This is a genomic window from Streptomyces sp. CA189, assembly GCF_056428985.1.
In genome coordinates, this window is record NZ_JBWJVM010000028.1 from 1 (window position 1) to 18,129 (window position 18,129).

The window sequence follows — 18,129 nt, forward strand, 5'->3', positions numbered from 1 at the left end:
TCAGCCTGTCGAGCGCGGGTAAGACCGGGACTTGTCCCGGCACAGCGCGAAGAAGCAGGAACCCACCGAGACGGTCAGCCGACCGTGGTAGGAATCCCCTCCCCTTAGGGAGGGGAGCGGAAGTCAAAGCCGCGCCCGCAGCGCCGGATGGTCCGCGACCACCGTGCACGAGCCGGGCGCGATCTCCGTGAACCCCGCGTCCCGCACCACCGGCAGCCCGCTCCCGGACAGCCCCGTCCACCGCTCGCGCGCGGCCGTCCGTACGGCCAGCCGGAAGCCGGACTCCCGCCACGCGGCCCGCTCCGGGCCGGTCAGCTCCCACCAGGCGAGCTGCGCCGCGTGTCCGGCCTGGGCCATGGCCTTGCCGGCCGACATGTCCAGGCCGGGGTTGAGCCAGAGGACCGGCAGCCCGGCCTCCGCCGGTGCGACCGGCTCCGGGTCGTCCAGGTCGGTGCCCGACACCTGGAGCTTGGCCAGCTCCTTGGGCCAGCCGTCGAGCGGGACCGGCGGGAAGACCCGTACCTCCGAGTCCGCGCCGTGCACCGTGAGGCCCGGCAGGGTACCGGCCTTGCGCCACTCCGCCCCGCGCGCCCTGCGCACCACCTTGCGGATCCGCGCGTCCTGCCAGTCCCGGACCACCGCCGCCCACTCGCCCTCGCCGGCCGACCGCTCGTCGGTGAGCAGGACGAGCACCGCGCGGGCGGCCGTCTCCAGGGCGTCGGTCCGGGCCGGCGGCTCCGTCTTCTCGATCCGCACGACCAGCGGGAGGACGTACTGCGGCGCGTCGTCGCGGGCGATCCGCTCCTGCCGGAAGGGGCTGTCGGACCCGACTGCGGGTACCCGGGTGTCGTGGCGCGTGTCCTCGGTGCTCATCCGGCCAAGGATGCCAGCGTCCGCCTCCAGGCTGATGCCGAGGGGCCCGGTAAGGGCGAGTATCGACGGCATGAAGAGTGACCTGTTCGCGTCCGAGAACCTGGCCGAGGCGTCCGCCGTACCCGGGATGACCCTGCAGAACGCCAAGTCCGTGAAGTACACCGTCGACGGTGAGATGTTCGCCCGGCAGGGTTCCATGGTCGCCTTCCGGGGGAACCTGCAGTTCGAGCGCAAGGGCGAGGGCGTCGGCCGCATGCTCAGGCGCGCCGTCACGGGTGAGGGGCTCCCGCTGATGTCCGTGCGCGGGCAGGGCGAGGCCTGGTTCGCGCACCGGGCGGGCCACTGTTTCATCATCGAGTTCGAGCCCGGCGACGCGCTCACCGTCAACGGCCGCAACGTCCTGTGCTTCGACCCGTCCCTCGGCTACGAGATCAAGATGCTCAAGGGCGCCGGCATGGCCGGCGGCGGCCTCTTCAACAGCCTCTTCACCGGCACCGGAAAGCTCGCCGTCGTCTGTGACGGGAACCCGATCATCATCCCGGTCACCCCACAGGCCCCGGTCTACGTGGACACCGACGCCGTGGTCGGCTGGAGCGCCCGCCTGGAGGCGGCGCTGCACCGGTCCCAGTCCATCGGCTCGATGATCCGGGGCGGTTCCGGCGAGGCGGTCCAGCTGAAGCTCAGCGGCGAGGGCTTCGTCATCGTCCGCCCGAGCGAGGCCGTCGAGTCGGCCGCCGCCCACTGACCCCGCAGTAGGCTCGTACGCATGGACCAGACGGAGCAGACCGCGACCGACTCCTCGTACTGCCCCGCCCCCGCGGCCCCCGCCGGGCGGGTGGCCGGGCCGCCCTACGCCGACTGCGTGGAGTGCGGGAAGCCCACCGAGTACGGGGTCGCGACACCGGGCGTGGTGCTGTGCCCGGTGTGCGAGTGGCAGGACGCGCAGCGCACGGCCTGCTCCGGCTGAGGCCGGAGCAGGGGTACGCGGGCTACTTTCCGATGAGGTCGGAGACCTTGACGAAGCGGTAGCCGCGCTTGCGCAGCTCCGGGACGATCTTCCGGATGGCCTCCTCGGTGACCGGGGCGGCGCTGCGCGTGCAGTGCATGACCACGACCGAGCCGGGCTTCACCCCGGCCAGGACCTGTTCGGCCACCGCGTCGGGATCCTTCGCGAAGGCGTCCCCGCTGACCACGTCCCACTGGACGGCCGTGACCTTGGCCGTGGAGATGGCCCGCAGCGCCTGGTCGTCGTAGCAGCCGCCGGGGAAGCGGAAGTACGGGACGGTGTTGACCGCGCCCGCCTTGTGGAAGGCCTCGAAGGCCCGGTCCACGTCGGCGCGGGCGCCGGCCTCGTCGAGGGTGGGGAGCCCGTAGCACGGGGACTTGAAGGCGTGGTGGCTGTACGAGTGGTTCGCGATCTCGAAGTTCGGGTCGGTGCCGATGGACTTCGCCTGGTCCGGGTACTCCTCGGCCCAGCGGCCGGTCATGAAGACCGTCGAGGGCACCTTGAGGGTGCGCAGCGTGGAGATCAGCTGCGGGTTGTCGAAGCGCTCGCCGCCCGCCGCGCGCGGCCCCTGATCGGAGGTCATGTCGGCGTCGAAGGTCAGGGCCACCGTCTTGTCGGTCTGCTGCTTCGTGCGGTCGAAGACGGGGGTCAGACCTCCCGGACCGGGAGCCATGGTCGGCGCCTTGCCCGGGGGGCCGGGCTGCGGGGCCGCCGGCTGACTGCTCTGGGGACTCGACGGCGGGGCGGCGGACCCCGCGGTGGCGGGAGAGGCGGAGGCCGGAGCGGAGGGGGCCGCGGAGGCTCCCATTCGGGCCTGGCCGCCGGCGTCCGACGTACCGGTGCCGCCCCCGCACGCGGCGAGGGCGGCACTGAGAGCTGCTACGGCCGCGACGGCAGCCGTCCTGCGCACTGAGATGGTCACATACGCAAAATATATGACTATGTGGCAAGCAAGCGGGTGCGGCACTCCTCCACGTCGAAGTCACCCTTCGGGTACTGCGGCGCGATGCCCTCCAGATGCTCCAGCAGCAGTTTGCTGATCGCCCAGTTGCGGTACCACTTGCGGTCCGAGGGGACGACGTACCAGGGCGCGGCATCGGTGGAGCAGCGCTCCAGGGCCAGCTCGTAGGCCTGCTGGTACGCGGGCCACGCGGAGCGCTCCTCGATGTCGCCCGCGTTGAACTTCCAGTGCTTGTCCGGGTTGTCGAGCCGCTCCAGGAGCCGCTTGCGCTGCTCCTCGTAGCCGATGTGGAGGAAGACCTTCACCACGGTGACGCCGTCGTCCGCGAGGGACTTCTCGAACCGGTTGATCTGCGCGTAGCGCCGGCCGAGCTGACTGCGCGGCACCAGGTCGCGGACGCGGGCGATGAGGACGTCCTCGTAGTGCGACCGGTCGAAGATGCCGATCTCGCCCGGCTGCGGGAGCGCCTTCATGATGCGCCAGAGGAAGGGGTGGTTCTGCTCCTCGGACGTGGGCGCCTTGAAGGCCTTGATCCGGCAGCCGGAGGGGTTGAACAGCCCGATCACGTGCTTGACGGTGCCGCCCTTGCCGCTGGTGTCCATGCCCTGGAGCACGAGCAGGACGCGGCGGCGGTCGCCCACGGTGCTGGCGGCGTAGAGCCGCTCCTGGAGCGAGGCGAGCCGTTCACCCATCCGGGCGGTGGCCGCCACGCCGGCCGCCTTGTCGGTGGGACCGGCCGGGGTGGCTCCGGTGTGGAGGGCCCCGAGGTCGACGCGCTCGCCTGAGGGCACGCGGAGCAGGGGGCTCAGCGGTGTGTCGTACCCGTACCCGTACCCGTACTCGTACCCGTGTCCGTGTCCGTGCCCGTGGTCTCCGGTCTTGCGGGCGCCGCCCTTGGAGCCCTTGGAGTTCTCGGCGGAGATACGGAGCAGCTCGCGCAGGGAGAGGGGCTTGGACTTCGGCTTCCCGCCGGTGGCGGTGCCTGCGTCGCTGCCGGGATCGGCCTTCTCGCCCTTGGCGGGCGCGGCGGCCGGTTCCGCGGCCTCCTCGGAGGCAGCCTTGAAGGCCTTGCGGGCCTTCGGAACCTTGGCGGGCTTGCCGGCCTTGGAAGACTTCTCCGCCTTCTCCGCCTTCTCGACCTTGGCGGCCTTCCCCGCCTTGGCGGCGTCTGCGGACTTCGCCGCCTTCGCGGGCTTCTCGGCCCTCTCGCCCTTGGGCGGCTTCGAGGCCTTCGCGGCCCCCGCGCCCTTGGCGGCCTTCTCGCCCTCCGTGCCCTTGGCCGCCTTGGCCGACGACCCGGTGCCCTTCCCGGACTTCGCCGTCTCCGTCGGCTCGGCCGACCCCGTCGGCTTCTTGCTGTCCTTCTTGGCCACCGCTACCTACCTCGATCCGTCGACTCCATACGATGGTCCACCACAACGCAGTGGACCGCGACGTGACGAAAGACCAGGCCGGGCGGGCCGGACGGCAGTACGGAGGGGCCGGAAGACAGTACGGGTCACTGCCATGGACCCGTCACCGCGAAGGTGGTCCCGGGCGTGTACGCGTTCACGTACATCGTCCGGGCGTCCGGGGAGAAGGTGACCCCGGCGAACTCGCCCCACTCCGGCGCCCCCGGCTTCCCGGTGTCGGCGGCGTTGCGGGCCATCGGATAGACCTCGCCGCCGGGGGTCACGCCGAAGACGTACTGCGCGCCGCCGCCGTCCTCGCACACCATCAGCCCGCCGTCGGGGGCCAGGCAGATGTTGTCGGGGGAGTCGCCGGGCAGCAGGGTGCCGGCGGCCGGGCCGAACACCACGTCCAGCCGGAGCCGCGCGCGCAGCGGGTCGTAGAACCACACCTGGCCGTGGTGGTCGGCGGGGGAGCCCTCGCGGGTGCGGGAGTAGCTGGAGACGAAGTGGACGCCGCCGTCGCCCCAGTAGCAGCCCTCCAGCTTCTGGGCGTGGGTGATCCCGCCGGGGCCGAAGTCCTGGAGCCGGATCGGGGTCCCGGACGCGGACGGGTCCGGGACGGGGACCCACTCCACCGGGAACTCGGCTCCGGGCTCGTCCACCACCGCCAGGTTCGGCAGCCCGGGGACCCGCAGGGCCTCCAGCTCGCCGCCCGCGCGCAGGGAGCCGAGGCCGCCGAGGGGGCGGGCGGGCAGGAACCGGTAGAAGAGCCCGAAGGGTTCGACGAAGGCGTCCTCGGTCTCGTAGACCACCCCGAGGTACGGGTCCACGGCGACGGCCTCGTGCGCGAAGCGGCCCATCGCGGTGAGCGGGACGGCGCCGGAGCGGCGGGGGTCGGCGGGGTCGACCTCGAAGACGTAGCCGTGGTCGAGGGTGTAGCCGGAGGTGCCCGCCCGGTCCTCGGTCTCCTCGCAGGACAGCCAGGTGTTCCAGGGAGTACGGCCACCCGCGCAGTTGACGGCGGTGCCGGCGAGGGCGACGCGCTCGGCGGTGACCCGGCCGGCCGGGTCGAGGTCGAGGAGGGTGCAGCCGCCGAGGGCGTACGGGTCGTAGGTGAGCCCGTCGACGGGCGGGACCCGCAGGGCGGCGGTGGTCCGGTTCTCGTGGTTGCGCACCAGCCGGACGCGGCGCTGCCCGGCGTCGAAGGCGGCCATGCCGTCGAAGTTGCCCGGGACGACGCCCTCGCCCGAACGCAGCGGCTCGCCCGCGCGCGAGAGGACGCGGTACGCGAACCCGGCGGGCAGATCGAGCAGCCCGGCGGGGTCGGCCACGAGCGGGCCGTAGCCGCGGGCGGAGGCGGGGGCGGCGTCGCCGGTGAACAGCGCGCCGAGGGCTCCGCCGAAGGAGACGGCTGCGGCAGCCATCAGGCTGCGTCGGCTGAGGTTCATCGGCAACTCCGGGTGGTGGGGCGGATCTTCGACGGGGCCGTGGTACCACGCCGGCGGGCCGTCCGTGCCGCGCCGCGCGCACCCGGCTTCCGCCGGGGAGCGGGAGCCCGCTGCGCGGAGCCGTGCCCCTCCCCGCCCTTCCACCGTTCCCCGGGCTCTGCCCGGACCCCGCCGGGGCTCCGCCCCAGACCCCGCGCCTCAAACGCCGGCGGGGCTGTACTGGGGCGGAGCCCGGGGGCTAGGCCAGCTTCGCGCTGAGGGTGATGGTCGTACCCGTCAGGGCCTGGCTGACCGGGCAGTTCTTCTTCGCGTCCTCGGCCGCTGCGACGAACGCGTCGTTGTCCAGGCCCGGCACCTCGCCCTCGACGGTGAGGTGGATCCCGGTGATGCCCTTGCCCGGCACGAAGGTGACGGCGGCCGAGGTGGTCAGCTTGGCCGGCGGGTTGCCCGCCTTCGCGAGACCGTTCGAGAAGGCCATGTTGAAGCAGCTCGAATGCGCGGCGGCGATGAGCTCCTCCGGGCTGGTCCGCCCGTTCGCCTGCTCGTCGGTGCGCGCGGGCCAGGAGACGGGGTAGCTGCCGAGGCCGGACGAGTCGAGCGTGACCTCGCCCTTGCCTTCGAACAGGTCGCCTTCCCAAACGGCGTGTGCATTGCGGGTGGCGCCGGCCATGGTGGATCCCTTCGCAGAAGTGGAAACGGCCGGCCCGCGGAACGGGCCGACGGCTCCAAACCTACTGGGACACCAGGGGCTTCGCGTCGCGTGCCAGCGCGGTGAGCCGCGAGATGGCCCGGAAGTACTTCTTGCGGTAGCCGCCGTTCAGCATCTCGTCACTGAACAAGCGGTCGAAGGGAACACCCGCCGCCAGGACCGGGACCTCCCGGTCGTACAGCCGGTCGGCCAGGACCACCAGCCGCAGCGCCGTCGACTGGTCCGGGACCGGGCCGACATCGGTGAGGCAGACGGCCGTCAGACCGTCGGTCAGGGCCCCGTACCGGCTGGGGTGGACCCTCGCCAGGTGCTCCAGCAGCCCCGGGAAATCGTCGAGGCTCGCGCCCTCGGTGGCGTACGCGGCCTTCGTGACCTGCTCCTCCGAGAACGGCGCGGGAGCCTCGGGCAGGCCGCGGTGGCGGTAGTCCTGGCCGTCGATGCGCAGCGGCCGGAAGTGCGCGGAGAGCCCCTGGATCTCCCGCAGGAAGTCGGCGGCGGCAAAGCGGCCCTCCCCGAGCTTCCCGGGCAGCGTGTTGGAGGTGGCGGCCAGTGCCACGCCCTGCTCGACCAGGCGGCTGAGCAGGGAGGAGACGAGGACGGTGTCGCCCGGGTCGTCGAGCTCGAACTCGTCGATGCACAGCAGGCGGTGCCCGCCGAGGGTCTGCACGGTCTGCTGGAAGCCGAGCGCGCCGACGAGGTTGGTCAGCTCCACGAAGGTGCCGAAGGCCTTGAGCGCCGGCTCGGCCGGGGTGGCGTGCCAGAGGGAGGCGAGCAGGTGGGTCTTGCCGACGCCGTAGCCGCCGTCGAGGTAGACACCGCGCGGGCCGGTGGGGGCCGTGCTCTTCGGCGTCCGCGAGAACCAGCGCTTCTTGCCGGAGCCGCTCGCGTGCGCCCCGCCGAGGCCCGCGGCGAAGTCCGCGAGGACGGTGACGGCCTCGGACTGGCTGGGCTGGGCCGGGTCCGGGTCGTAGGTGTCGAAGCGCACCGCGTCGAAGCGCGGCGGCGGCACCATCTCGGCCACGAGCCGTTCCGCGGGCACCCGCGGCTCGCGGGCACACAGGGACTGCGGTCCCGCGTCGGCTATCGGGGGGTGCCCGAAGGCTGACGCTGAGGGCGAGAGTGATGTTGACACAGCTCTTAACTCTACGGGGCGTGGCAGACTGCACCGATGCGACGCCTGTTCCCTGTGACCGATCAGACATCAGCGGACCAGACCGACCGTGAGTGGTCGCTGGACGAACTCGCCGAGGCGTACGAGTACCCCGAGCTCCGCCCGGACGGCCACTGGCTTCGGGCCAACATGGTCTCCACCCTGGACGGCGCGGCCCAGCATGACGGGCGTTCGCAGCCCATCTCCAACGAGACCGACATGCGGATCTTCGGCACCCTGCGGGCCCTGGCCGATGTGGTGGTGGTCGGCGCGGAAACGGTTCGCCAGGAGGGCTACCGCCCGGCGCGGGCCCGGGAGGCCTTCGCCGCCCGCCGGACCGCCGCGGGTCAGGGGCCCGCCGCCGTCATCGCCGTGGTCTCCGCCGGCCTGGACCTGGACTTCTCGCTGCCGCTGTTCGCCTCCCCGCTGGTGCCCACTCTGCTGCTCACGGGCGCCGCCGCCCCCTCCGACCGGGTCGCCGAGGCCGCCAAGGCCGGTGCGCACGTGGTGGTGGCCGGCGACGGGGCGGGCGTGGATCCGGCCCGGGCCGTACGGGAACTCGCGGACCGGGGGCTGCGCCGCCAGCTCACCGAGGGCGGGCCCCGGCTGCTGGGCCAGTTCGTGGCCGCGGACGCGCTGGACGAGCTGTGCCTGACGATCTCGCCGATGCTCACGGCGGGTGACGCCCAGCGGATCTCCGGGGGGCCGTCCGTCACGGTTCCGCACCGGCTCGCGGCGGCCTGCCTGCTGGAAGAGGCCGGGTTTCTCTTCACGCGTTACCGTCGGATCTGAAGAGAGGCGGAATTAGTCGTTCCGCTTAGCTTCCGCTGGGCACATTAGTGGGCAGGTATAACCGCACAGGCCCCGTGCCACAGCGGGGCAGGATGGTTTCCGCAGGGGCCGGCCGGCCGGTCTCGGCCCACGAAGGAGAGGGCGTCCGTGTTCACGAGCGTATTGATGATCGAGCAGCCGCTGACCCCCGTCGACGTGGACTTCGTCACGACCCTCCACGGAGACGAGCAGGTCTCCTTCATCGTCCTCATGCAGCCCCGCGGCGACCGGGACCGGCTGCTGCGCGCCATCGACGACGTAGCGCTCGGTGAGCTTCCCGAGGCCATCCGCGAGGGCGACGAACCGGAGGGCGAGGCCGCCCGCGGCCCGGCCGAACAAGCGATCGAGCATTCCCTCGCGTCCCTGCGGGCCAAGGGCGCCAAGGCCGTCGGGCAGATCGTCGACGACCATCCGCTCGACAAGCTGAAGGCGGTGGTGGACGAAACCGGCGCCGACGAGGTGATCGTGCTGACCGCCCCGCACTACGTCGAGGAGTTCTTCCACCGGGACTGGGCCTCGCGTGCGCGCCACAAGGTCGGCGTTCCGGTGCTCAAGCTCTTCGCCCACAAGGAATAGGGTGGAGGCGGCCGGACCGCGTATCCACGCACCCCCCATCCGCGCATCCGGCTGCCGTACATACGCACTCGATCCTGGAGCTACCTGAATGAAGCCCGGCCTGCCGACCGCCATGGAACGGCCCCACTTCATCGGCATCGGCGGCGCCGGCATGTCCGGCATCGCGAAGATCCTGGCCCAGCGCGGCGCCCAGGTGGCCGGCAGCGACGCCCGTGACTCCGAGACCGCCCAGGCGCTGCGCGCCCACGGCGCCACGGTCCACATCGGGCACGCCGCCGGTCACCTCGCCGACGACGCCACCTGCGTGGTCGTCTCCAGCGCCATCCGCGCCGACAACCCGGAGCTGGCCCGCGCCGCCGAGCTCGGCATCCCCGTCGTGCACCGCTCCGACGCCCTGGCCGGGCTGATGGACGGCCTGCGGCCGATCGCCGTCGCCGGCACCCACGGCAAGACCACCACCACCTCGATGCTGGCCGTCTCCCTGTCGGCGCTGGGCCTGGACCCCTCGTACGCCATCGGCGGCGACCTGGACGCCCCCGGCTCCAACGCCCACCACGGCGAGGGCGACATCTTCGTGGCCGAGGCCGACGAGAGCGACCGCAGCTTCCACAAGTACACCCCGCAGGTCGCGATCATCCTCAACGCCGAGCTCGACCACCACGCGAACTACGCGTCGATGGACGAGATCTACGAGTCCTTCGAGACCTTCGTCGGCAAGATCCCGGCCGGTGGCACCCTGGTCATCGCCCACGGCCAGGCGGGCGCGGCCGAGATCGCCGGGCGGGTCGGCGCCAACCCCGGCCTGACGGTCGTCACGTACGGCGAGGAGCCCACCGCCGACGTCCGGATCACCAAGATCACCCCGCGCGGGCTGAGCAGCGAGGTCACCGTCGTCATCGACGGCCGGATGCTCACCTTCACCGTGTCGGTGCCCGGCCGCCACTACGCGCACAACGCCGTCGCGGCCCTCGCCGCCGGCGTCGCGCTCGGCATCCCGGCGCACAACCTGGCCTCCGCCCTCGGCAAGTACACCGGGGTCAAGCGCCGCCTCCAGCTCAAGGGCGAGGCCGCCGGGGTCCAGGTCGTCGACTCCTACGCGCACCACCCGACCGAGATGACCGCCGACCTGGAGGCCATCCGCGGCGCCGCCGGGGACTCCCGCATCCTGGTCGTCTTCCAGCCGCACCTCTTCTCCCGCACCCAGGAACTCGGCAAGGAGATGGGCCAGGCCCTCGCCCTCGCCGACGCCTCGGTCGTCCTCGACATCTACCCGGCCCGCGAGGACCCGGTCCCCGGGGTCACCAGCGAGATCATCATCGCCGCCGCGCGCGCGGCGGGCGCCGACGTCACCCCCGAGCACGACAAGGCCGCCGTCGCCGACGTCATCGCGGGAATGGCCAAGCCCGGCGATCTCGTTCTCACCATGGGTGCGGGCGATGTCACGGACCTGGGGCCGGCCATCCTGGCCCGTCTGTCGAACTGACGGCTCTGGGAAGAGCGGGAAAGCGGGAGATCAGTCATGTCGTACGAGGTAGAGAAGACGGACGAGCAGTGGCAGGCGGAGCTGACTCCGTCCGAGTACCAGGTACTGCGCCTCGCCGGGACCGAGCCCGCCTTCCGCGGTGAGTACACGGACACCAAGACCGAGGGCGTCTACAGCTGTCGCGGCTGCGGATCCGAGCTGTTCCGCTCCACGGAGAAGTTCGAATCGCACTGCGGCTGGCCGTCCTTCTACGACCCGAAGGACTCCGACGCCGTCGAGCTGAAGGCGGACGTCGCCCACGGCATGGTCCGCACCGAGGTCCTGTGCGCGAAGTGCGGCTCCCACCTGGGCCACGTCTTCGAGGGCGAGGGCTACCCGACCCCCACGGACCAGCGGTACTGCATCAACAGCATCTCGCTGCGGCTCAGCCCGGCCGAGGAGACCACCGGGCACTGACCGGGCCGGCGGACCCGCTCCGGCAGGGAGCGGGTCCGTCCGGGAACGGGCCGCGGGAAAGCGGTCCGTCCGGTTCAGCGCAGCAGGTCCGCCAGTTCGGCGAGCCAGGAGCCGGGACCGCGGGGAGAGGGCGGATCGACCTCCATGCCGAGCTCCGTCAGCGCGAGCGCGTAGTCCGATTCATCCAGGGGCAGGGACAGCAGGTCGTGCAGTTCGCCGTCGAGCTGGGCGATCAAGCCCGGATCCGTGCCGTCGAGGTAGTCCCGCAGGGCCGCCTCGTGGTCCTCGAACTCGTCCGGCATGTCCTGGGAGAACCAGCCGCCGAGCAACTGCCCGAGTTCGGGGAACCGGGCGTGCCACTCCCAGCGGGTCCGCGGGGTGGCGGGGGCCGGGGCCGCGCCCGTCTCCACGCTCTCCTTGAGCCGGTACGCCAGCCGCAGCAGCCAGTCCTGGATCTCGTGGTCGGGCAGCCCGACGTCGGGCACGGGGTAGAACTCGCCGAGGGGCAGCCGGAGCCGTCCCGGCGGGTTCTGCGCGTACTCGCGGAGCTGGTGCTCGGCGACGGCGACGGCCCAGGGGCGGGTGCGCCAGCAGTGCCGGAGGTAGGCGGTGAGGGCCTCTTCGTCGTCCGCGGTGCGGCCCAGGTGCGCGCGGATCACCTGGTCGAGTTCGCCGTACTTCCGGTCGTGTTCGAGGGGCTTGAGGGACACGGGGCAGCCTCTAGTGCTGTGACCGGAAAGGTTCACCGTGTCACGGCGCCCGGCACGGCACCTCGCCGCGTTGTCGGACCACGACGGTACGTCCAGTACGAGTCGCGGTCCTCCGCCTTGCGATGCACCGCACCGGACACCGCGACCCGGCAAACCTTTCCGGCCACAGCACTAGAGGTAGATCGGGAAGGTGCGGTGGACGCTGAACCCGTGCGCGGCGGCGGCATTGCGCCGGAGCACGACGCGGGCTGCCCGTACGTCCACGGCGTCCCGGCCGGCCAGCATCATCGCCTGGAGCAGGACCCGGCCGACGGGCTCGGGGCGGGAGGGCCACGCGGCCTCGATGGTGAGCCGCTGTCGGGTGGACTGCGCCAACCAGCGGTGTATCACCTGCTCGTTGTGGGTGACGACCTGCTGAGTGGCCCACTGGGCCGTCTCGCGGTCGGGATACGTGGCGGCGCGGTTCACGGCCGGGGCCGTGCTCTCGGCGGGGGTCATGAGTGCTCTCGCTGCATGTGGTCGTTGACGGTGTCGATGAGCTCGCGCAGGCCGTCACGGGTGGCCCAGTGGAGACGGCCCTTGAGGCACTGCTCGCCGGAGAAGAGGACGAGGGCGCGCTGCGCCTCGGTGGTGAGGGTGACGGCGCGATCGGTGCAGTACGGATGCTCACCGGTTACGAACCTGCGGACATTGTCCGCGAAGGGGAGGTCTCCCTCGTCCATGAGGACGGCATCGAAGCCGAAGAGGTGAGGGAATACCTGGAGGAATTCCCACCCCGCCATCGGCAGTTCGTCGTACTCGGGCGCCGGTTCACGGTCGAGGATCCGCACCATTTCGGCAAGCGTGCGCAGGTATTCGGCGGGATCCATTCCGGCGGCGGCCCGCGTCACCTTTTCCCTGAATTCCGGCGGATATGATTGGAGCGTGCCGGATTGTGCGACGCAATCCGCGGTGAACTCCAGTACACCGGCCGCGACGTAGACCGGGCAATTCCAATGGGCGGCCCAGTCCTTGCCGACCACCCGGATGTAGCGCCGGATCTCGTCGTCCAAGGAGAGCTTCCCGCCCGAGTCCTGGACCGAGAGGGCGAGATCGATGAGCCGAAGCGACGGGCCGCCGGTGAACAGCGCCGTAGGGGATGGCTGCACGTAATCCACCTTTCTAGGGTCCGTTGTGCGGCATGGCGGTGAGCACGATGAAGGGAGGCATCAGGCCGTCCTTGTAGATGAGTCGCACCTGCACCCAGTTCTTGTCCGTGGCCTGTGCGTTCATCCCGTCCGTATCATAGTCGCCGCGCGAGACGCTGCGCCCCGTGGACTCGTTCGGGAACTCCAGGTAGAGCGGCGGTTGAATCTCGGATTTGTTCGGGTCGTAGTTCGGATTGTTCTGTATCTTCTTTTCGACGCTTTCGATCCACTTCGATATGCGATCGGCATTGTCGATGTTCTCGATGGTCGACTGGGTGTATCTCTGTGCGGCGGCGAGATCCCTGAAGGACGAAGCGGCGGGGGCTCCCGCCTGATCGCGGAGGCGTTGCCGGAGCTGGTCGTCGGTCATGCCGACGTGCTTGTCGATGGGGTGGCTGTCGTACAGGCCCTCCTGGTTCGCCAGGTCCATCGGGTAGAACATGTTGTCCGGGTCCTGCCCCGGGATGGTGAAGCGGTGCTCCGGTTTGAATTCGTTCAGGGAACGGGCCCCGAAGGCCTGGGAGCGGCCCTCCTCCGACTGGAAGGTCGGAGCGCTCCGGTACGCCTCGTCGAGGGCCGGCATCAGGGCGTTCAGCCGACTCTCCACTCCGCGCAGCTCGCCCTCGTACGCCGATACCGCACGGTTGATCGCGGCGGTGTCCACCTTGAGCGTGATGCCGATGGCCACCTCTTTGCCCATGCCCAGGATCTTCTTGCCGAGGTTCTTGACGTCGTCGAAGTCGGGCTCCAGGTCGGCCAGCGCGTCCCGGATGGCCTTCTTGTAGATGCGCCACACCTCGCGGCGCATCTTCTCGGCCGACTCGGCGAAGGCGCGCATCGCCTGGCTGACTTCCTGGGTGGTGTCGAAGAGCACGCTCATCACGGGATGGCTGCCGCTGCCCTGCCCGCCGGCGGCGTCGTGCTTCCACTGGTAGCCCGCCGTCGAGGTGCCCCACGCCGTGGTGCCCCAGAGGGAGCTGACGAACTGGCGCATCGCCGACTGCCACTCGCCGTTGTTGGGGTCGGAGATGGAGCCGACCAATCCGGTCAGGGCGCTGTCTCCCTGCGTGACGGCGAAGCCGGGCCTCAGCCAGGCCAGGGCGATCTTGTCGATCTCCAGGTAGTCCGGAAGGGGCAGGATGTCGGCGGCCTCTCCCACTCGGCCGACGTGGTGCAGCAGCCCGCGCAGGATGTCCACCGCCCAGTCGGGAACGCCCTCCATCAGCCAGGAGATGAAACCGCTGCTGTAGTCGTCCATGTCGCCCCAGCGCAGGTCGGTGATCTGCTGGTACTTCGGGGGCGTGTCGATGACCTTGGGACGGGGAACTGGACGGGGGGAACCGTGGCGGACGGATGGCTGGCGGCCTCGGCCCGGGAGTGGTTGTTCGCCGTCGTGACGAATCCGACCGCGACGCCCCCCACGCCGGCGACGCTCCGGGGCACCATACTTCGAGGAAACGATTCCCTACCTTGACGTACGCGGCGGACACGCCCTGCGCAGCGCTCCCGTACCCGCCGCAGTCCATGTACGCCACGAGGTCGTAGAGGAAGTCGTTCGCCGCCTTGTGCAGCATGTTCTGCTGCAGGGCCACGTTCCCGGCGACACCGTTCAGCTGGGAGGGAGTGACATCGAACCCGCCGGCCTGGGCGGGTGCCGTGGGCCCGGCCATCAGCCCGCCCCCCAGCCGCGCAGCACGGCCCGGTGGGCGGTGGTGTAGTTCGAGTGGCCCGTCGTCACGACCTCGTGCAGCCACTTCTGGGCGGCTTCCAAGTCCTGCATCTGCCGGTCCCACCGGTCGAGTTCGTCGACGAAGGCGTCACGGGCCGCGCCCTCCCAGCTCAGTGCCACCTTCTCGGTGCGCGCGTAAAGCGCCTCGAGCCGCTCGTTGAGCAGGCGCAGGATGTCCTCCAGCTCCCGCGCCAGTCCCTGCAGCGCGACGAAGCTGACTCCTATGTGGTCACCACCGGACATGCGGAGCCCCCTCCCCGGGAGTACGTGTGCGTCAGATGTCCGAAAGGGCGCTGCGTGGCGTTGCCGGAGCCGTGCCCTCGGAGAGCCGGTCCACTTCGCGTGCGACGTCGACCGAACTGCGCACCCTGCGAAACGCCTGGAGTACGTCCAGCTCCTGCTGGGTGAACCCGTCGCGGCCCATGCGCACGGCCTCCTCGAGGACGACGAGGATCTCCCGGATGCGTACGGCGTCCTCGGCGGCGCCCCGGTGCAGGGCCCGGTAGGCCTTGGCGGTCTCGCCCTTCCAGCCCGCCTCTATCCGGTCGACGATCGCGTCCATGCGCCGGACCTGGGCGTCGAGGTGCCGCTGCATGGAATCCATGTCGTCGGCGAGCCGTGTCAGGTCGCCCTCGGACGCGTTGAGATCTGCATCGCTTGCCAAGGCCCCGCCCTTCATCGATTGCGCGACCCTAACAACAGGGCTTTAAACGTTACCTGTTGGGCCGGTGCGGGCCGGATCCAGCCCTCGCTGCCGCTGTCCTCGCGCGGCTCACCCCCGCAGGCCGGCGAGGTAGTCGGGGAGGGCTCTGGACGGGGTCCAGCCCTGGGAGTGGGCTCGGGTCAGGTCCAGGACCACCGGGTGCGCGAGCTGGTCCACCGCGTAGCGGCTCAGGGGCGGTTCGCCCCGGGACAGGGCCTCCGCGAGCCTGGCCGCCGCGATCGCCAGGGCCGGCGGGAGGTGGCGCACGCGGGCGCGGACCCCGTGGGCGCGCAGCACCTCGCGGACGGCCTCGTCGCGCCGGTAGGGGTGGGCGTCGGCGATGTTGTACGCGCCCGGGGGCCAGTCGGAAGCCGCCAGGCAGGCCCCGGCCAGGTTCTCCACCGCCGTCAGGCTGAGCGGGATGTCCGGGCCCGGCAGGAACAGGGTTCCGGCGCGGACCCGGGAGAGCAGCCGGGGCAGGAGCTGGGTGTCGCCGGGGCCGTACACGGCGCGCGGGCGCAGCGCCACGGAGCCTGCGGCCAGCGCCAGGGCCTCGCCGGCGGCCTTCGTACGGCCGTAGGCGTTCAGGTGCCCCGCGCGCGGGTGGTCCTCGCGGACGAGCGTGCGGTCGAGGCGGGGGTCGTACACGCTGGCGCTGCTGACCCAGACCACCGGGCGGGCGCCCGCCGCGTGCAACAGCCGTTCGGTGCCGGTCACGTTGACCGCGTGCATGACGGCCTCGGCGGGGGAGCCCGGCGCCGGATCGCCGACCGCCGCCGCGCAGTGCACGACGAGGTCCACGCCCGAGAGGTCCGGCGCCCCGAGGGAGGCGTCCCAGAAGCGGTGTTCCCCGAGCGGGCCCGGCCTGCGGCCCACGCACACCACCCGCGCCCCGGCCGCCGCCGCGGCGCGGGCGACGTGCCCGCCGCAGAAGCCGCTCGCGCCCGTGACGGCGATCTTGACCCCGGCCGCGCTAGACGGCCTGGGGGAGGTCATGCCGCCGCCCGTACGACCAGCGAGCGCCACCCGGGCAGGGCGGCCCGGCGGTCCACCCGGGCCCGGGTCACGACCGGCCGGTGCGGAGCCAGCGCCGCCAGCACGCCGGCCAGCTGCTCCCGCGCCAGGCGGGCCCCGGGGCAGGCGTGCGGCCCGGCGCCGAAGACCAGGCGGGCGACGCCGGGCTCGGCGGGGCTGCTCCCGTCGGGGTCCCGCAGGTGGGCTCCGGCCGCGTGCCGGGCCACCAGGAGCAGCCGGTCCCCGGCCCGGACCGGGCAGCCACCGACCGAGCCGTCGGCCGCGGCCACCCGGGGCAGCAGCGGGGAGGCCGCCGTCACGCGCAGCAGCTCGTCGGCCAGCGCGGGGCACAGCGCCGGGTCCGCCGCCTGGTCCCACAACCCCGCGTCGGCGCACCAGGCCACGGCCCGGGGCAGCGCCGCGACGGTGGTGTTGACGGCGGCGACCGCCAGCATCGCGGCCCGGGCATCCGCCCCCGGGCCCCGGAGCCCGCGCAGCCGCTCGCCGGCGCGGACCGCCGCCGCCCCGGCGCCGGGGCGGGGCGGGCCGGGGAGGTGGCTGCGCACGGAGGCCGCCGCGGCCTCGGCGGCGGCCTCCGCGAGGGCGAGCGGGGAGGCGCCGTCCGAGGAGCCGGGGCGCAGGAGCGCGTACACCACCGAGCCGGCCAGTTCCCGGGCCAGCGGGACCAGGTCCACCGAGCCCCCGAGCGTCAGCGGTGCGAGCCGCCGCAGGAGCAACGGGTGCCATGCCGCGCGCAGTTCCCGGGCCCCGGCCGCGCCGAGCAGCTCGGCGAGCTCGCGGCGGCCGGTCCGGTGGCCGGAGCCCTCCTGGTCGAAGAGCACCCCCTCCACCCGGGCGGCCCGGGCCGCGCCGCCCGTCGTGCCGGGCGCGGTGCGGTCCAGCGGCAGCCGGGTCAGCGCCTCCCGGTAGGCCGCCGCGCCGTTGACGAGCAGGGTGCCGCGGCCCAGCCGGCGCACGGGCCGGCCGCGGGTGGCGGCGAGCAGCGCGAACAGGAACGGGTGGGAGCGCAGGTAGACCCGCCGGTCCCGGCGGCGGGCCTTCGTACGGGCCTTCGTACGGGCCTCGGCGCGGGCTTCGGTACGGGCATCCGTGCGGGCCCGGGTGCGGATCGTAGGGTCGGTGGTCATCGGACGTGTGCCTCCGCGGTGTCGGCGGGCCGGTAGCGCCGGTCCCAGTACCAGAGCAGGGTGCGGCGGGGTCCCCAACTCCGCAGCCTGCGCAAACTGTTCTGCACCACCAGGTGCTCCGCGCGCACGATCCGGTCGCTGTGCTCGCGGGCCCGGTTCAGCAGGGCCACGTCCTCGGACCGCTCGTGCAGCGGCACCCGCAGGGCGCCGCCGCAGCGCAGATAGAGGCCGGCGGTGATGCCGAGGTTGTGGCCGTGGCACAGGACGTACGGGGTGCGGTAGCGCGGGTGCCGGTGGGCCGGCCGGTAGCGGCCGTAGAGCGAGGTGAGCCGGATCAGCGCCGGCAGCAGCCGGGCTTCGACGAGCGTGGGCCGCTCGTCGCGGCGCGGCACGCTGCGCCCGCACAGCATCTCGGCGCCCCGCCCGAACTCCGCCCTCGCGACGGCCGTCCAGTCCGGGGCGGGCAGGCAGTCGGCGTCGGTGCGCAGCAGGTGGGTGGCGCCGGCGGCGATGGCGTACCGGAAGCCCGTGTCGGCGGCGGTCCCGGCGCCGGGCCGCTCCTCCCGGGCCAGCTCGACGGGAAAGGGCGCCGAGCGTGCGAACTCCCGTACGGCGTCCGCCGTCCGGTCGGTGGAGGCGTTGTCCACGACCACGAGCGTGAATCCGGTGTCCTGCTGGGCGGCGAGCGCGGCCAGGGCGGTCCCGATGGTCGCCGCCTCGTTGTACGCGGGCACGACCACCCACAGGTTCACGT

At 72.3% G+C, this 18,129-nt stretch carries 21 protein-coding genes; 6 read left to right on the plus strand and 15 right to left on the minus strand.

Annotation, left to right across the window (positions count from 1 at the left end; translation table 11 throughout):
- Nucleotides 1-123 precede the first annotated feature (123 nt).
- Nucleotides 124-873: an aminoacyl-tRNA hydrolase gene (locus AC061S_RS21260; protein WP_478687533.1), complete on the minus strand. Its 750-nt coding sequence runs from the start codon at nt 871-873 to the stop codon at nt 124-126.
- 70 nt (nt 874-943) lie between these two features.
- Between AC061S_RS21260 and AC061S_RS21265 the strand changes: the two genes are divergently transcribed.
- Together AC061S_RS21265 and AC061S_RS21270 are read left to right on the plus strand one after the other, a co-directional pair.
- The gene (locus tag AC061S_RS21265) at nt 944-1,618 is read left to right on the plus strand and encodes an AIM24 family protein (RefSeq protein WP_478687534.1); all 675 of its coding nucleotides are present in this window, start codon (nt 944-946) and stop codon (nt 1,616-1,618) included.
- Between the two features lie 21 nt (nt 1,619-1,639).
- A complete protein-coding gene (locus AC061S_RS21270) occupies nt 1,640-1,840 on the plus strand; it encodes a hypothetical protein (protein WP_478687535.1) in 201 nt (66 codons plus the stop codon).
- Between the two features lie 22 nt (nt 1,841-1,862).
- Here the strand turns inward: AC061S_RS21270 and AC061S_RS21275 are convergent, their stop codons facing one another.
- The 5 genes from AC061S_RS21275 to zapE all read right to left on the minus strand — a co-directional run bounded on the left by AC061S_RS21275 (nt 1,863) and on the right by zapE (nt 7,520).
- On the minus strand, nt 1,863-2,801 hold the full coding sequence (locus tag AC061S_RS21275; RefSeq protein ID WP_478687536.1) for a polysaccharide deacetylase family protein: 939 nt from the start codon (nt 2,799-2,801) through the stop codon (nt 1,863-1,865).
- 17 nt (nt 2,802-2,818) lie between these two features.
- Nucleotides 2,819-3,649 (minus strand): PPK2 family polyphosphate kinase, encoded by an 831-nt coding sequence (locus tag AC061S_RS21280; RefSeq protein WP_478687606.1) that lies wholly within the window; start codon nt 3,647-3,649, stop codon nt 2,819-2,821.
- 689 nt (nt 3,650-4,338) lie between these two features.
- Entirely contained in the window at nt 4,339-5,679 is a 1,341-nt protein-coding gene (locus AC061S_RS21285; RefSeq protein WP_478687537.1) for an alkaline phosphatase PhoX, read from the minus strand.
- A gap of 238 nt (nt 5,680-5,917) precedes the next feature.
- On the minus strand, nt 5,918-6,349 hold the full coding sequence (locus AC061S_RS21290; protein WP_478687538.1) for an OsmC family protein: 432 nt from the start codon (nt 6,347-6,349) through the stop codon (nt 5,918-5,920).
- Between the two features lie 61 nt (nt 6,350-6,410).
- Entirely contained in the window at nt 6,411-7,520 is a 1,110-nt protein-coding gene (zapE, locus tag AC061S_RS21295; RefSeq protein WP_478687539.1) for a cell division protein ZapE, read from the minus strand.
- A gap of 36 nt (nt 7,521-7,556) precedes the next feature.
- On the opposite strand from zapE, the gene AC061S_RS21300 reads away from it, so the two are divergent.
- The 4 genes from AC061S_RS21300 (at nt 7,557) to msrB (ending at nt 10,884) form a co-directional block, all read left to right on the plus strand.
- Nucleotides 7,557-8,330: a pyrimidine reductase family protein gene (locus tag AC061S_RS21300; RefSeq protein WP_478687540.1), complete on the plus strand. Its 774-nt coding sequence runs from the start codon at nt 7,557-7,559 to the stop codon at nt 8,328-8,330.
- A 147-nt stretch (nt 8,331-8,477) separates the two neighbouring features.
- Nucleotides 8,478-8,945, plus strand: coding sequence for an indole-3-glycerol phosphate synthase (locus AC061S_RS21305; protein ID WP_478687541.1), 468 nt, complete (start codon nt 8,478-8,480; stop codon nt 8,943-8,945).
- 88 nt (nt 8,946-9,033) lie between these two features.
- Complete coding sequence (murC, locus tag AC061S_RS21310) at nt 9,034-10,428, plus strand: UDP-N-acetylmuramate--L-alanine ligase (protein ID WP_478687542.1); 1,395 nt, start codon at nt 9,034-9,036, stop codon at nt 10,426-10,428.
- A 36-nt stretch (nt 10,429-10,464) separates the two neighbouring features.
- On the plus strand, nt 10,465-10,884 hold the full coding sequence (msrB, locus tag AC061S_RS21315) for a peptide-methionine (R)-S-oxide reductase MsrB (RefSeq protein WP_478687543.1): 420 nt from the start codon (nt 10,465-10,467) through the stop codon (nt 10,882-10,884).
- Nucleotides 10,885-10,958: 74 nt separating this feature from the next.
- Here the strand turns inward: msrB and AC061S_RS21320 are convergent, their stop codons facing one another.
- From AC061S_RS21320 to AC061S_RS21360, 9 genes are all read right to left on the minus strand, one after another.
- Nucleotides 10,959-11,594 carry a contact-dependent growth inhibition system immunity protein gene (locus AC061S_RS21320; RefSeq protein WP_478687544.1) on the minus strand — a complete coding sequence of 212 codons (636 nt, stop codon included), beginning with the start codon at nt 11,592-11,594 and terminating at the stop codon, nt 10,959-10,961.
- Between the two features lie 171 nt (nt 11,595-11,765).
- Entirely contained in the window at nt 11,766-12,092 is a 327-nt protein-coding gene (locus AC061S_RS21325; RefSeq protein ID WP_478687545.1) for an RNase A-like domain-containing protein, read from the minus strand.
- Nucleotides 12,089-12,751, minus strand: a complete 663-nt coding sequence (locus AC061S_RS21330; protein WP_478687546.1) for a hypothetical protein — start codon at nt 12,749-12,751, stop codon at nt 12,089-12,091. Before AC061S_RS21330 ends, AC061S_RS21325 begins: the two co-directional genes overlap by 4 nt.
- 4 nt (nt 12,752-12,755) lie before the next feature.
- A complete protein-coding gene (locus AC061S_RS21335; RefSeq protein WP_478687547.1) occupies nt 12,756-14,039 on the minus strand; it encodes an RNase A-like domain-containing protein in 1,284 nt (427 codons plus the stop codon).
- Between the two features lie 411 nt (nt 14,040-14,450).
- Nucleotides 14,451-14,753 (minus strand): WXG100 family type VII secretion target, encoded by a 303-nt coding sequence (locus AC061S_RS21340; protein ID WP_478687548.1) that lies wholly within the window; start codon nt 14,751-14,753, stop codon nt 14,451-14,453.
- A 31-nt stretch (nt 14,754-14,784) separates the two neighbouring features.
- Nucleotides 14,785-15,189, minus strand: coding sequence for a WXG100 family type VII secretion target (locus tag AC061S_RS21345; protein ID WP_478687549.1), 405 nt, complete (start codon nt 15,187-15,189; stop codon nt 14,785-14,787).
- 93 nt (nt 15,190-15,282) lie between these two features.
- Complete coding sequence (locus AC061S_RS21350) at nt 15,283-16,209, minus strand: NAD-dependent epimerase/dehydratase family protein (protein ID WP_478687550.1); 927 nt, start codon at nt 16,207-16,209, stop codon at nt 15,283-15,285.
- Nucleotides 16,206-17,375 (minus strand): cytochrome P450, encoded by a 1,170-nt coding sequence (locus AC061S_RS21355; protein WP_478687551.1) that lies wholly within the window; start codon nt 17,373-17,375, stop codon nt 16,206-16,208. Before AC061S_RS21355 ends, AC061S_RS21350 begins: the two co-directional genes overlap by 4 nt.
- Nucleotides 17,372-18,127, minus strand: coding sequence for a glycosyltransferase family 2 protein (locus tag AC061S_RS21360; RefSeq protein ID WP_478687607.1), 756 nt, complete (start codon nt 18,125-18,127; stop codon nt 17,372-17,374). The genes AC061S_RS21355 and AC061S_RS21360 overlap by 4 nt, the downstream gene beginning before the upstream one ends.
- Nucleotides 18,128-18,129 lie beyond the last annotated feature (2 nt).

Coding starts and splice junctions, on each gene's coding strand:
- AC061S_RS21260 (WP_478687533.1), bottom strand. CDS start 873: ATGAGCACCGAGGACACGCGCCACGACACCCGGGTACCCGCAGTCGGG.
- AC061S_RS21265 (WP_478687534.1), top strand. CDS start 944: ATGAAGAGTGACCTGTTCGCGTCCGAGAACCTGGCCGAGGCGTCCGCC.
- AC061S_RS21270 (WP_478687535.1), top strand. CDS start 1,640: ATGGACCAGACGGAGCAGACCGCGACCGACTCCTCGTACTGCCCCGCC.
- AC061S_RS21285 (WP_478687537.1), bottom strand. CDS start 5,679: ATGAACCTCAGCCGACGCAGCCTGATGGCTGCCGCAGCCGTCTCCTTC.
- AC061S_RS21290 (WP_478687538.1), bottom strand. CDS start 6,349: ATGGCCGGCGCCACCCGCAATGCACACGCCGTTTGGGAAGGCGACCTG.
- AC061S_RS21300 (WP_478687540.1), top strand. CDS start 7,557: ATGCGACGCCTGTTCCCTGTGACCGATCAGACATCAGCGGACCAGACC.
- murC (WP_478687542.1), top strand. CDS start 9,034: ATGAAGCCCGGCCTGCCGACCGCCATGGAACGGCCCCACTTCATCGGC.
- msrB (WP_478687543.1), top strand. CDS start 10,465: ATGTCGTACGAGGTAGAGAAGACGGACGAGCAGTGGCAGGCGGAGCTG.
- AC061S_RS21325 (WP_478687545.1), bottom strand. CDS start 12,092: ATGACCCCCGCCGAGAGCACGGCCCCGGCCGTGAACCGCGCCGCCACG.
- AC061S_RS21335 (WP_478687547.1), bottom strand. CDS start 14,039: ATGGACGACTACAGCAGCGGTTTCATCTCCTGGCTGATGGAGGGCGTT.
- AC061S_RS21340 (WP_478687548.1), bottom strand. CDS start 14,753: ATGTCCGGTGGTGACCACATAGGAGTCAGCTTCGTCGCGCTGCAGGGA.
- AC061S_RS21345 (WP_478687549.1), bottom strand. CDS start 15,189: ATGAAGGGCGGGGCCTTGGCAAGCGATGCAGATCTCAACGCGTCCGAG.
- AC061S_RS21350 (WP_478687550.1), bottom strand. CDS start 16,209: ATGACCTCCCCCAGGCCGTCTAGCGCGGCCGGGGTCAAGATCGCCGTC.
- AC061S_RS21355 (WP_478687551.1), bottom strand. CDS start 17,375: ATGACCACCGACCCTACGATCCGCACCCGGGCCCGCACGGATGCCCGT.